Consider the following 12,402-nt stretch of genomic DNA (forward strand, 5'->3'; position numbering starts at 1 on the left):
CACCGACCCCGCGCATGGGAAGCGGCGGACGGTTTTGCTAGGCTGGACCACGGCCTTGGGGCATTGGCGCAGTTGGTAGCGCGCTTCGTTCGCATCGAAGAGGTCAGGAGTTCGAATCTCCTATGCTCCACCAGTGAAGAGCCCCCGGGATCCCGGGGGCTCTTCGCATGTCCGGCTCGATCGAGGGAGACCGATGCACCAGCCGCCGCCGTGGACGCAGCCGGGCCTGCTCGCGCTCGTGCTGCTCGGTGGAGCCGCCGGGACCGGGGTCCGTGCCGCGCTCGAGCAGGCGTCCCCGGCGGCCTCCGGCGCGTGGCCGTGGTCGACGTTCGCCATCAACGTCCTGGGCTCGTTCCTGCTGGGCCTGCTGGTCCTCGTGCTGGCTGGGGTGGGGGACGAGGGCACGCGTCGCCGGCTGCGGCTGGCTCTCGGGACGGGCGTCCTCGGCGGGTTCACCACCTACAGCACCTTCATCGTCGAGGTCGACGGCCTCCTGCGCGACGGCGCCACCGGTCTCGGCGTGGCCTACGCGCTGGTCAGTGTCGTCCTCGGCGTCCTGGCGGCGGCCCTGGGGATGCTGCTGGGCGGCCGGTTCGCACGCGAGGCACGACCGTGATCGCGCTCGTGGCGCTCGCCGGAGGGGTGGGCGCGGTGCTGCGCCTCGTCGTCGACGGTCTGGTCTCGCGCTCGGTGCGGACGAGCGTCCCGCTGGGCACGCTGGTCGTCAACGTCACCGGCTCGTTCCTGCTGGGGCTGGTCGTCGCCCGCACGACGGGCGGAGGCGACGTGGCGCGAGTCGTCGGCATCGGGCTGCTCGGCGGCTACACGACCTTCTCGTCCGCCAGCGTCGAAGCCGTCGAGCTGGCGCGGCTGGCCGGTCCGCGGGCTCTGCGGACCGCCGTCGCGCACGCCGCGACGATGCTGCTGCTCGGCCTCGCCGCGGCGGCGCTGGGGCTGTGGCTCGGCTGAGCCTCAGAGCACCAGCTCGGCCATCATCCGCAGCGTGGTGGCGTCGCCGCCGACCATCAGCGTCGTGACGACGGACTCGTGCCACGCGGCGAGGTCGTCGCGGATCTTCTCCTTCGGGCCGATCAGCGCGATCTTCTCCACGAGGTCGAGCGGGACGGCGGCGGTGGCCTCGTCCTTGCGTCCCTCGAGGTAGAGGTCCTGGATCTTCGTGCAGGCCTCCTCGTAGCCCAACCGCGCCACGGCGTCGAAGTGGAAGTTGGCGCCCTTCGCGCCCATGCCGCCCACGTACAGCGCGATGAACGGGCGGATGAAGTCGGCCGCCGCCTCGAGGTCGTCGCTGACGATGACCTGCACGGGGCACGCGATCTCGAACTGCTCGCGGGGGAGCCGCTCGGGAGCGCGCTGCGCGAAGCCGGCCTCGAGGGCGTCGTGCGCGAAGGTGGCGTCGTAGGGGGAGTAGAAGAACGGGATCCAGCCGTCGGCGATCTCGGCCGAGAGCGCGATGTTCTTCGGACCTTCGGCGGCCAGCAGCAGCGGGATCTGCTCGCGCACGGGATGCAGCGTGGAGCGCAGCGCCTTGCCCAGACCCGTCGACTTCATGCCGTACCGGTCGACGTAGGGAATCTGGATCTGGGCGCCGTCGTGCTCGACGCGCTCGCGGGCGATCGTCTGGCGCAGGACGTCGAAGTACTCGCGCGTGCGGGCCAGGGGACGGGGGTACGGCTGGCCGTACCAGCCCTCGACGACCTGCGGCCCGGAGACGCCCAGGCCAAGCATCATGCGGCCGCCGGACAGGTGGTCGAGGGTCATCGCGGCCATCGCGGTGGCGGTGGGTGTGCGGGCCGACATCTGCACGATGCCGGTGCCCAGCTTGATGCGCGACGTCGAGGCGCCGAGCCACGCCAAGGGGGTGAGGGCGTCGGACCCGTAGGCCTCGGCCGTCCAGACCGAGTCGTAGCCGAGCTCCTCCGCCAGCGCGAGCTGGTCGGCCTGTCCCGGCGGCTGTCCCTTGCCCCAGTAGCCGAGGCTGAGTCCGAGCTTCATCGTGCACCTCCGTCGTCCGGGCGCCCTTCGCCCGTGCTCTGGATCACCGTGTCACATCGGTGCGCCGGCGACGACGGACGGCCACCACGACCGCACCGACGAGCCCGATCGGCAGCAGCCACGGGACCAGGAAGCCGGCCGCCTCCACGACGGCGTTCGTCGCGTCGACCAGGGCGTTCCACCCGCGGGTCAGTCCGCCGGTGAAGCCGTCGGGCTCGACCGCTCGCACCGAGTCCTCGGAGTACAGCGAGACGTGCACGGTCGCGAGCGAGGTCCGGTCGCGGAGCACCCGGCGCTGGGCCTGGAGGGCCTCGAGGTCGGACTGGCGGCGGGTCAGCTGGGCCTCGGCGTCGAGCAAGTCCCGGGTGGTCGCCGACTCCGCGATGATCGAGCGCAGCCGCGCGATGGACGCCTCGAGCGAGTCGATGCGGGCCTGGACGTCGGCCACGCGTGCGGCCTCGTCGACGCGTTCGATGCTGACCGTCCCGACCTCGCCGAGGTCGTCGAGCTCGGCGCGCAGGGCCGGGACGGCGATCGCCGGGACCCGGACCGTCAGGTCGGCGTAGGGGCTGGTGCCCTGCTCGACCGTCTCGCCGTCGATGCGGCCGTCGCGGGCCACCGCGAAGGCGTGGAGGGCTTCGACGGCGGCTTCGACGTCGTCGACCCGCGCGGACAGCGAGCCCGTCGTGACGACCGTGGTGGCCAGTGGTGCGTCCTCGACCTGGCTCTCCGCGTCGACCTGCGCTCGGCTCCCCGCGGCGTCCGGCTCGGCCCGGGCATCCTCGTCGGCGGCGCTGATCGAGTCGGACCCGCTCGTGGTCCTGTCGAGACCGACGCCCACGCCGATGCCGGCGATCGCGACGACGGCGGCGGCGGCCGCGCCCACGAGGGCCGTCCGCATCCGGCGGCGGCGGTGCGTTGCAGTTCGCTCGGCCGACTCGACCTCGTCGAGGACGTTCGCGCGCATGCGCGCGACCCGTTCGGGTGCCACCTCGGCAGGCTCAGTCATGGTCATCTCGAACTCCCTCCTCACGCAGGTCGCCGCGCAGCCGGGTCCGCAGTCGCGAGACGCGGTTGCGGACGGCCCCGTGGGTCACGCCCAGCTCGGCGGCCGCCTGCTCGTAGGTGCGGTCACCGTCGACGCACAGGTCGAAGAGGCGCCGGTCGACGGGGGAGAGCCGCGCGACGGCCGCCTCGATCGCCGCGGCGACGGCGGCGGCGTCCGCCCGGTCGGTCGGGCTCGGTCCGGTGTCGACCGGCTCGTGCTCCAGCGACACCGCGCGCCGGCGGGCTCGCCTGCGTCCGGCGTTCAGCGCCGTGAAGCGGGCCGTGACCATGAGCCAGGGCAGGACGGAGCGGTCGACGATGGTGATGTCGTCCAGGCGCCGCCACGCGGTGACGAACGTGTCCTGCGTGACGTCCTCGGCCTCGTCGGGGTCGCCGACGACCTGGTGGGCCCGCCAGTAGACCGCGCTGACGTGCCGGTCGAACAGCGCGGCGAACGCCACCGTGTCGCCCCGACGGGCCCGCGCGAGCAGGCCGGCGTCGTCGACCGGGTCGTCGGTCGGCGCACGCTCGGCCGGGTGGGCCATCGTCTCGATCCTCGCCTCCACGACCATTCATGTCGCGGATGAGCCGATCGTCTCAGATCCAGCGGTCCCACCAGATGCGTTCGTGCCACTGGTCGTGCGTGATGATCCGGTTGGACAGGAGCGGGTACCAGTACCAGAACGCGGCGATGACGATGCCGACGAAGGCCGAGACCCCCCACCACCAGAAGCGGTCGGGGATGCGACGGCGGATCGCCGCCAGCACCAGGCACAGCGCGATGATCATGAAGGGCACGATCGCGACGGCGTAGAAGGTGAAGATCGGGCGTCCCGAGGTGATCCACCACGGGGCCCACGTGGCGAGGACGCCCACGAGGGGCAGGCTCCAGCGCCAGGTGGGGTTGCGGATCCAGGCCACGAGCGCGGTGATGAGGCCGATCGTGCCGACCCACCACAGGGCGGGGTTGCCGAGGGTGAGGACCTGCCGGACGCACTTGGAGCCCTCGCGAGCCCCGCACACGTCGGCGGCCATGTCGAAGTTCGAGGAGACGTTCGTGGGGCGCCACTGGATCAGCCAGCCGAACGCGTTGCTCTCGTACGGGTGCGACTTGGAGGCCAGGTACTCGCCGGTGTGGAACGCGTAGGTCATCTGGTGGAAGCCCCACAGGGACCGGAAGGCGTCGATCACCCCGCCGAGCGGACCGCCGGTGGGATCGCTGACGCTGCCCCACACGGGCTCGTCGCCGTAGCCGTGGCCGAAGCGGGCCTCGAACACGTCGTGGTTGAGGAGCCAGCCGGTCCAGGTGAGCAGGTAGACAACGAGCGCGACGCCGACGAGCCAGCCGAACGCCGGCAGGCCGACCCGCAGGACGCGGGTGATCGCCTCGCGGGGGGAGGTGATGCGGCCGCGCGCCCAGACCTCCCAGATCACGACGGTGACGCCGAACGCGGCCAGCACGTAGAGACCGCTCCACTTCGTGGCCACGGCCATGCCGAAGCAGGCGCCGGCGGCGAGCTGCCACGGCCGCCACGCGCGGTACCGGTCGTCGACGGCGAGCCGCTCGCCGAGCCAGTCGCGGTCGGCGGCGAGGCAGGCGACGGCGCAGAGCACCCAGAACGCCAGGTAGATGTCGAGCAGGGCGATGCGCGACATCGTGAAGTGCAGGCCGTCGAGGGTCAGCAGCAGTCCGGCCAGGCAGCCCAGCGCGAGCGAGCCGGTGAGGCGCAGGACCAGGCGGGCCAGGACGAGGACCATGAGCGAGCCGACCACGACGGCCGGGAAGCGCCAGCCCAGCGGATTGAGACCGAAGAGCCCCTCGCCGGCGGCGATCAGCCACTTGCCGCCGTCGGGGTGGACGATCCAGGTCGGGTCCTGGGTGAAGACGTCGGTCTCGCCCTTGATGATCCGCTCGTTGGCGCCGTCCACACCGTCGCGGGCGTAGCCGCCGTGGATCAGTCCCCACGCGTCCTTGGCGTAGTACGTCTCGTCGAACGTGAGCGAGTTGGGGCTGCCGACCTTCCAGAGTCTCAGGACGAACGCCAGCAACGCCACGGCGATCGGCCCGATCCATCCCCAGGCGCGCAGGCTGATCTTGTCCAGCAGAGTCACCCGCCACACCCTAGCCAGACTCGGCCCTCAGCGGGAGGTTCCGTGAACTCCGAGTTACATCGGCCCCGCTCGCGACACCCGGGGCCGTGGCAGGATCGAGGGGTGCTGATCCTCGCCGCGACGCCCATCGGGACGGTGGCCGACGCGTCGGGCCGCCTCGCCGCCGCGCTGGCCGGGGCCGACGTCGTGGCGGCCGAGGACACGCGTCGCTTCCGGCGCCTCGCCGGCGACCTGGGGGTCGAGGTGACCGCCCGCGTGGTGTCGTACTTCGAGGGCAACGAGGTGCAGCGCACCGTTGAGCTGATGGACGAGCTGCGGGCCGGCCGCACGGTGGTCCTGGTGACCGACGCGGGGATGCCCAGCGTGTCCGACCCGGGCTACCGCATCGTGGCCGCCGCCGTGGCCGAGGACCTCCCGCTCACGGCGATCCCGGGCCCGTCGGCCGTGCTGACGGCACTGGCGGTCTCGGGCCTGCCGGTCGACCGGTTCTGCTTCGAGGGGTTCCCGCCCCGCAAGGCCGGTGAGCGCGCCCGCACCTTCGCCTCGCTCGCCGCGGACCCGCGCACCCTGGTGTTCTTCGAGTCGCCGCATCGCACGGCCGCCACCCTGGAGTCGATGGCCGAGGCCTTCGGGGCCGACCGCCGGGCCGCCGTGTGCCGCGAGCTGACCAAGACCCACGAGGAGGTCGTGCGCGGGCCCCTGTCCGAGCTGGCCGCGTGGGCCGGTGACGGCGAGCGGGTGCGCGGCGAGATCACGATCGTCGTCTCGGGCGCCGAGCCGCAGGAGCCGGCCGACCTGGCCGAGGCCGACCTCGCCGCGCTGGTCGAGGAGACCACCGCCGAGGGCCTGAGTCGCAAGGACGCGATCGCCGACGTCGCGCGACGCACCGGAATCTCCCGCAAGGTCGTGTACGCGGCCGCCCACGCACCGAAGGAGTCCTCATGAGTCAGCCGCTGAAGCTGGGGTACAAGGCGTCCGCCGAGCAGTTCGGCCCGCGCGACCTCGTGGAGTACGCCGTGTCCGCGGAGGCGCACGGCATGGAGTCGGTCTGGACGAGCGACCACTTCCAGCCGTGGCGCCACACCGGCGGCCACGCGCCGTTCTCGCTGGCCTGGATGGCGGCGGTGGGCGAGCGGACCGAGTCGGTCGTGATCGGCACCTCGGTCATGACGCCGACGTTCCGCTACAACCCGGCCGTCATCGCGCAGGCGTTCGCGACGATGGGCTGCCTCTACCCGGGGCGCATCGTGCTGGGCGTCGGCACCGGCGAGGCGCTCAACGAGATCGCCACCGGGTTCCGCGGCGCGGGCGAGCAGGACTGGCCCGAGTTCAAGGAGCGGTTCGCCCGGTTGCGCGAGTCCGTGCGCCTGATGCGCGAGCTCTGGGCGAACGAGCGCGTCTCGTTCGAAGGCGAGTACTACTCCACCCACGACGCCTCGATCTACGACCGTCCCGACCAGCCGATCCCCGTCTACGTCGCCGCCGGCGGACCCATGGTGGCGCGGTACGCCGGGCGCGTGGGCGACGGCTCGATCTGCACGTCGGGCAAGGGACCCGAGCTCTACACCGAGAAGCTCCTGCCGGCGTTCCGCGAGGGCGCCGAGAAGGCCGACCGCGATCCCGACGCGGCCGACCGGATGATCGAGATCAAGCTGTCGTACGACACCGACCACGACGCCGCGCTGGAGAACACGCGGTTCTGGTCGCCGCTGTCGCTGACGCCCGAGCAGAAGCACTCCATCACCGACCCGGTGCAGATGGAGGAGGCCGCCGACGCCCTGCCGATCGAGCAGATCGCGAAGCGCTGGATCGTCGGCTCCGATCCCGACGAGGTGGCCGCGATGATCGGGCAGTACGTCGACTGGGGCTTCAACCACCTGGTCTTCCACGCGCCCGGGCACGACCAGCAGCGCTTCCTCGAGGTGTTCGAGCGCGACCTGGCCCCGCGCCTGCGCGACCGCTGAGCCGGGTCAGAGCGCGATCTCGGGCTTGATCTGCGAGACGCGCCAGATCCGGCGGCGGTAGGCGGCACCCGCGGAGATCGCGACGCCTCCCACGACGTAGGCGGCCAGCACCGCGATGTCGCGCGGCAGTGAGTCGAGGTTCGCCCCGTACATCAGGTGCCGAATCCCGTCGATCGCGTAGGTCATCGGCAGGACGTGGTGGATCGACTGCAGCGTGGGCGGCAGGGTCTGCCACGGGAACGTTCCCCCCGCACTGGCCAGCTGGAGCACGAGCAGCACGAGCCCGAGCAGCTGTCCGACGGGACCGAGCCAGGCGTTCAGGGCGTGCACGATCGCCACGAAGGCCGCTCCCACGAGCAAGAGGAAGAACGCCACCTGCGTCGCGCGCAGGACGTCGATGCCGACGACCGACATCACCACGGCGAGCATGATCAGCACCTGTGCCGCAGCGAGTGCGGCAGGCGTGAGCCAGCCACCCAGCGCGGTGCGCCACGGCGACTGCCGCGCCGCGATCGCGCGGTTCGACAACGGGCGGACCAGCAGGAACATGACGTAGCCGCCCACCCACGCGCCGATCGCGAGGAAGAACGGCGCCAGCCCGGCGCCGTAGCTGTCGGCGGAGGCCTGGGCGACGTCCTCGGTCCGGATGGGCGAGGCGATCGTGCGCGCCGTCTCGTCGCGGCGCTGCTCGGAGAGGTCGGGGATCGACCGCACGCCGTCGGCGAGCCCGTCGGCCAGCTCGCGGGAGCCGTCGCGGGCGCTCTCGAGCCCGGAGGCGAGGGTGCCCGCACCGTCGGCCAGCTGGGCGGCGCCGTCCCGCGCGTCGGTCTGTCCCGCGAGCAGCTCGGCGTTGCCGTCGCGCGCGGTCTGCAGGCCGTCACGCAGCGTCCCGGCGCCGTCGGAGAGCCGGGTGGCTCCAGCGCGGAGCTCGCCCGCACCTGAAGCAACGCGGTCCGCCCCGTCGGCCAGCTCGTCGATCTGGCCGGTGGTGGTCTGCACCCGCTCGTCCAGGTCGTCCAGGGGCTGGCGCAGGTCGTCGAGCGAGGCGAGGATCGCCTCCTGCTCGGCCGGGTCCAGGCCGGAGGCGGCCAACCGCTCGGCGATGTCGGCGCGTGCCGTGTCGAGATCGCCGTTGGCGCGGGCCGACGCCTCGGCGATGCGGTCGGCGACGGTGGCCAGCTCGGCGTTGCCGTCGGCGACCTGCCGGGCACCCGAGGCGAGCTCGCCGGCGCCGTCGGACAGCGTGTCGGCCCCGGAGGCCAGCGTGCCGGCTCCGGTCGCGGCGTCGTCCAGGCCCGCGCCGAGGGCGTGCTGGCCCTCCACCAACCGGGCCTCGCCCGCGGAGAGCTCGGTGGCGCCCGCGCTGAGCCGCTGGGCACCGTCGTGCGCATCGACGAGGCCGTCGGCGAGCGTCTCGGCGCCCTCGCCGGCCTCCTTCAGCTGGTCGTGCAGCGTCGAGAAGCCGAGCAGGAAGGAGGAGGCGGCCCGCTCGCTGACGTTCTCGGCGATGGAGGAGCTGACCTTCGTCAGCACCTGCTCGGCGATGGTCGAGGAGAGGTAGTTGTTGGCCTCGTTGGTCGTGAGGATCAGCGTGCCCTGCGCCGGGTCGAAGTCCGCCGTCGACGCGAGGGCGGTGGAGAAGCCGCGGGGGATCGTGAGGGCGAACAGGTAGGTGCCGTCCTCGACCCCGGCCGCGGCCTCGTCGGACCCGACCTCCTGCCAGTCGAACGAGCCGTCCTCGACGAGGTCGCGGGCCACGTCCCGCCCGGCGTGCACGGTGCCGCTCTGGGCGCTGTCGGCGGGCACGTCCTCGACGACGAGCGCCGCCTGTACGGAGGCGAGCTTCCCGTACGGGTCGTGGTTGGCCCACAGGTAGAGGGAGGCGTACATGGTCGGGATCAGCACGATCGCGAGCACGGCCAAGCGCGGCATCCTGCCGGCGGTGAGACGGCGCAGCTCGCTCAGGGCGAGCCTCAGCGCGGTCACCGGGCACCTCCGAGGGTCGCGTGCGAGGTCCTGACGTTCCGCAGCGAGTTGGTGGTCAGCTGCAGGCACACCGCGAGGCCGCGGTCGGCCAGCTCGTGCGCCACGCCGAGCGCCGCGTGGGGATCGGCGCCGTACCGGTCGGGGCAGCACAGGACGAGAGCCGTGACACCGGGCCGCCGGGCGGCGACGTCGGCCAGCAGCGCGAGCCGCACGTCGGGTGGGACGTCCTCCACGCGGGTGCGCCGCCACTCCTGCGCGCCGCGCTCCTCGAGCCAGTCGCGGACGTCGCGTCGACCCGCGGGCCGGCGCGCCATCGCCAGCTCCTCGCCCATCGTGGTGGCCAGTGAGACGACGTCGTCGGGCTCGGAGACGTCGGGAACGTCCACGAGCGCCACCTCGTCGCGCAACCGCGGCCCGTCGACCTCGCCGTCGATGAGCACCCGTCCCGAGGACGGCACCAGCCGCCCGCCGAGCAGCAGGCTGAACGCGGTGTGGCCGGTGCCGGGCGGGCCGTCGACGACGGTCACCCCTCCGGACTCGATGGTGGCCGACGTCGGCTCCAGCACCGCGGAGTGCGGGCCGTCCACCGAGGTGGCGATCGCTTCGATTCTCATGATTCTCGCTCCCGGGGCCGGGGAGGTGGCCCGACCTTCCAGTCTCCAGCGTCACCCGCGGTTGCCCCAAGGGCGAGGCGGGTGATTCCCGTTACGCGCGCCGGGCGGTCCGGACCCCGTCGGCGCGATCACTAGACTCGGACTCGTGCCCGAACCCACCTTCTACGCCACGACGCCGATCTACTACGTCAACGACGCGCCCCACATCGGTCACGGCTACACGACCACGATCGGCGACGTCATCACGCGGTGGCACCGCCAGCGCGGCGAGCGGGTCCAGTACCTCACCGGCGTGGACGAGCACGGCCAGAAGGTGCTGCGCAAGGCCGAGGCCAACGGCGTCTCGCCGCAGGAGTGGGTCGACCGCCTCGTCGAGAGCGAGTGGCTGCCGATGCTGCGCACGATCGACGCGGCCAACGACGACTTCATCCGCACCACCGAGGCCCGCCACGAGAAGGGCGCCCAGGCGTTCTGGCAGGACCTCCACGACCGCGGCGAGGTCTACCGGGGCGAGTTCTCGGGCTGGTACAGCGTCGGGTCCGAGGAGTTCGTCGCCGACGAGTACGTGGCCGACGGCGAGGGCGAGGACGAGGGCTTCAAAGTCTCGACGCTCGACGGCAGCCGCCTGGAGCACGTCACCGAGGAGAACTACTTCTTCCCGCTGAGCAAGTACGCCGACCGGCTGCTCGCCCTCTACGAGGAGCATCCCGAGTTCGTGCAGCCCGAGTCGGCGCGCAACGAGGTGCTCGCGTTCGTCCGTGGCGGCCTGAAGGACCTGTCGATCTCGCGCTCGACGTTCGACTGGGGCATCCCGCTGCCGTGGGACGACTCGCACGTCATGTACGTCTGGATCGAGGCGCTGCTGAACTACGTCACGGCGGCCGGCTACGGCGTCGACGACGAGCGCTTCGCCGACCTGTGGCCCGCGAACGTCCACTTCGTGGGCAAGGACATCGTGCGGTTCCACGCCGTCATCTGGCCGGCGCTGCTGATGGCCGCGGGCCTGCCCGTGCCGCACCGCGTCTTCGCCCACGGCTGGCTGCTGGTCGGCGGCCAGAAGATGAGCAAGAGCAAGGCCAACGGCATCCACCCCAACGAGATCGTCGCCACCTTCGGCTCGGACGCCTACCGCTACTACTTCACGCGCGCGCTGACGTTCGGCAGCGACGGCTCGATCTCGTGGGAGGACATCGGCGCGCGGTACCACGCCGAGCTGGCCAACGGCTTCGGCAACCTGGCGTCGCGCGTGGCCGCGATGATCGGCAAGTACTTCGACGGCGAGCTGCCCGCCGCGGGCCCGCTCGGCGACGCCGAGCAGCACATCGTCGACACGGTCGCCGCCGCGGTGGCCGAGGCCGACGAGGCGATGGAGCGCATCGCGCCGCAGGACGCGGTGGCCGCGATCTGGCGCATCGTCGACGCGCTGAACCTCTACATCACCGAGACACAGCCGTGGGCCGTCGCGAAGGACGAGGCGCAGCGCGAACGGCTCGGCACGATCCTCAACACCGCGGCGGAGGGCCTGCGGGTCCTTGCGGTCACGCTGCACCCGGTGCTGCCGAAGGCCACGGTCTCGCTGTGGGAGTCGCTCGGCGCCGAGCCCGCGCTGGGGGCGCTGGCCGATCAGCGCATCGACGAGGTCGCCACGTGGGGCCGGCTGCAGCCGGGCGCCACGGTCACGAAGGTGCCGTCACTCTTCCCGCGCATCGACCTCGCCGAGGCCTGAGCCGTGGGCTTCACCGAGGGCTGGCCCGACGCGCCCGAGCCGCTGCCGAGCCCGGTCGTCGACAACCACTGCCACCTCGACACGCCGATCCGCGGCGGAGTGATGATCCCCGTCGACGAGGCCCTCGACCGCGCCGCGGCCGTCGGCGTCACGCGCACGGTGCAGGTCGGGTGTGACCTGGAGGGCTCGCGGTGGGCGGTCGAGGTCGCCCGGCAGCAGCCGAGCGTGGTCGCCGCGGTGGCGATGCACCCCAATGACGCGGCGCGCAGCGAGACGCTCGAGGCCGACCTGGCCGAGATCGACCGGCTCGCGGCCGACCCGGTCGTGCGTGCCGTCGGCGAGACGGGCCTCGACTACTTCCGCACCGGGCCCGAGGGGCGCCCGCAGCAGCAGCACAGCTTCCGCGCCCACATCGAGATCGCGAAGCGGCACGACCGCACCCTCGTCATCCACGACCGGGACGCGCACGACGACGTGCTCGCGATCCTCGACGAGGTGGGCGTGCCGGACCGCGTCGTCATGCACTGCTTCAGCGGCGACGCCGACTTCGCCCGCCGGTGCCTCGACCGGGGCGCCCACCTCTCGTTCGCGGGGACGGTCACCTTCAAGAACGCCGAGTACCTGCGCGACGCCCTGCGGATCGCGCCGCGCGACCGGATCCTCGTCGAGACCGACGCGCCGTTCCTCACGCCCATGCCGCACCGGGGCGAGCCGAACGCGTCGTTCCTCGTCCCGCACACGGTGCGGTTCATGGCGGAGGTGCTCGACACCGACCTCGCGGGGCTCTGCCGGGCCATCGACGCGAACACCGATCGGGCGTTCGGAGGACACTGGCCCGAGCGTTTCGCTAGTGTCTCCTGAGTCACAGGATTTGAAATAACCGCCACCAACACGCATGGTGGAAAGGTTGTGTCTCCCACCCTTGAGGTAGTTTGTGCCC

The 12,402-nt window shown here is 72.3% G+C and carries 12 protein-coding genes and 1 tRNA gene; 7 read left to right on the plus strand and 6 right to left on the minus strand.

The window, feature by feature from the left end; translation table 11 throughout:
• Window positions 1–57: 57 nt before the first annotated feature.
• The 3 genes from AFL01nite_RS10580 to AFL01nite_RS10590 all read left to right on the plus strand — a co-directional run bounded on the left by AFL01nite_RS10580 (window position 58) and on the right by AFL01nite_RS10590 (window position 969).
• Window positions 58–133, plus strand: a tRNA-Ala gene (locus tag AFL01nite_RS10580).
• A gap of 60 nt (window positions 134–193) precedes the next feature.
• Window positions 194–616: a fluoride efflux transporter FluC gene (locus AFL01nite_RS10585; RefSeq protein ID WP_146827650.1), complete on the plus strand. Its 423-nt coding sequence runs from the start codon at window positions 194–196 to the stop codon at window positions 614–616.
• Window positions 613–969: a fluoride efflux transporter FluC gene (locus AFL01nite_RS10590; RefSeq protein ID WP_146827651.1), complete on the plus strand. Its 357-nt coding sequence runs from the start codon at window positions 613–615 to the stop codon at window positions 967–969. Before AFL01nite_RS10585 ends, AFL01nite_RS10590 begins: the two co-directional genes overlap by 4 nt.
• 3 nt (window positions 970–972) lie before the next feature.
• Here AFL01nite_RS10590 and AFL01nite_RS10595 read toward each other — a convergent pair whose 3' ends face one another.
• Genes AFL01nite_RS10595 through AFL01nite_RS10610 form a run of 4 tightly spaced genes read right to left on the minus strand, consistent with a single transcriptional unit; the run spans window position 973 to window position 5,172 of the window.
• Complete coding sequence (locus AFL01nite_RS10595; protein WP_146827652.1) at window positions 973–2,013, minus strand: LLM class F420-dependent oxidoreductase; 1,041 nt, start codon at window positions 2,011–2,013, stop codon at window positions 973–975.
• A 43-nt stretch (window positions 2,014–2,056) separates the two neighbouring features.
• Window positions 2,057–3,022 carry a DUF4349 domain-containing protein gene (locus AFL01nite_RS10600; RefSeq protein ID WP_186813909.1) on the minus strand — a complete coding sequence of 322 codons (966 nt, stop codon included), beginning with the start codon at window positions 3,020–3,022 and terminating at the stop codon, window positions 2,057–2,059.
• Window positions 3,015–3,605 carry an RNA polymerase sigma factor gene (locus AFL01nite_RS10605; protein ID WP_146827654.1) on the minus strand — a complete coding sequence of 197 codons (591 nt, stop codon included), beginning with the start codon at window positions 3,603–3,605 and terminating at the stop codon, window positions 3,015–3,017. The genes AFL01nite_RS10600 and AFL01nite_RS10605 overlap by 8 nt, the downstream gene beginning before the upstream one ends.
• Window positions 3,606–3,657: 52 nt before the next feature.
• Window positions 3,658–5,172 (minus strand): dolichyl-phosphate-mannose--protein mannosyltransferase, encoded by a 1,515-nt coding sequence (locus AFL01nite_RS10610; protein WP_146827655.1) that lies wholly within the window; start codon window positions 5,170–5,172, stop codon window positions 3,658–3,660.
• 102 nt (window positions 5,173–5,274) lie between these two features.
• On the opposite strand from AFL01nite_RS10610, the gene rsmI reads away from it, so the two are divergent.
• Together rsmI and fgd are read left to right on the plus strand one after the other, a co-directional pair.
• Window positions 5,275–6,117 carry a 16S rRNA (cytidine(1402)-2'-O)-methyltransferase gene (gene rsmI, locus AFL01nite_RS10615; RefSeq protein ID WP_146827656.1) on the plus strand — a complete coding sequence of 281 codons (843 nt, stop codon included), beginning with the start codon at window positions 5,275–5,277 and terminating at the stop codon, window positions 6,115–6,117.
• Complete coding sequence (gene fgd, locus AFL01nite_RS10620; RefSeq protein ID WP_146827657.1) at window positions 6,114–7,136, plus strand: glucose-6-phosphate dehydrogenase (coenzyme-F420); 1,023 nt, start codon at window positions 6,114–6,116, stop codon at window positions 7,134–7,136. The genes rsmI and fgd overlap by 4 nt, the downstream gene beginning before the upstream one ends.
• 6 nt (window positions 7,137–7,142) lie before the next feature.
• Here the strand turns inward: fgd and AFL01nite_RS10625 are convergent, their stop codons facing one another.
• A complete protein-coding gene (locus AFL01nite_RS10625; RefSeq protein WP_146827658.1) occupies window positions 7,143–9,122 on the minus strand; it encodes a YhgE/Pip domain-containing protein in 1,980 nt (659 codons plus the stop codon).
• The gene (locus tag AFL01nite_RS10630; protein WP_146827659.1) at window positions 9,119–9,736 is read right to left on the minus strand and encodes a hypothetical protein; all 618 of its coding nucleotides are present in this window, start codon (window positions 9,734–9,736) and stop codon (window positions 9,119–9,121) included. The genes AFL01nite_RS10625 and AFL01nite_RS10630 overlap by 4 nt, the downstream gene beginning before the upstream one ends.
• A 145-nt stretch (window positions 9,737–9,881) precedes the next feature.
• On the opposite strand from AFL01nite_RS10630, the gene metG reads away from it, so the two are divergent.
• Both metG and AFL01nite_RS10640 read left to right on the plus strand, forming a co-directional pair.
• Entirely contained in the window at window positions 9,882–11,462 is a 1,581-nt protein-coding gene (gene metG, locus AFL01nite_RS10635) for a methionine--tRNA ligase (protein ID WP_146827660.1), read from the plus strand.
• A 3-nt stretch (window positions 11,463–11,465) separates the two neighbouring features.
• Entirely contained in the window at window positions 11,466–12,323 is an 858-nt protein-coding gene (locus tag AFL01nite_RS10640; protein ID WP_146827661.1) for a TatD family hydrolase, read from the plus strand.
• The last annotated feature ends 79 nt before the right edge of the window (window positions 12,324–12,402 follow it).

Source organism: Aeromicrobium flavum (assembly GCF_007992115.1).
Taxonomy (GTDB): Bacteria; Actinomycetota; Actinomycetes; order Propionibacteriales; family Nocardioidaceae; genus Aeromicrobium; species Aeromicrobium flavum.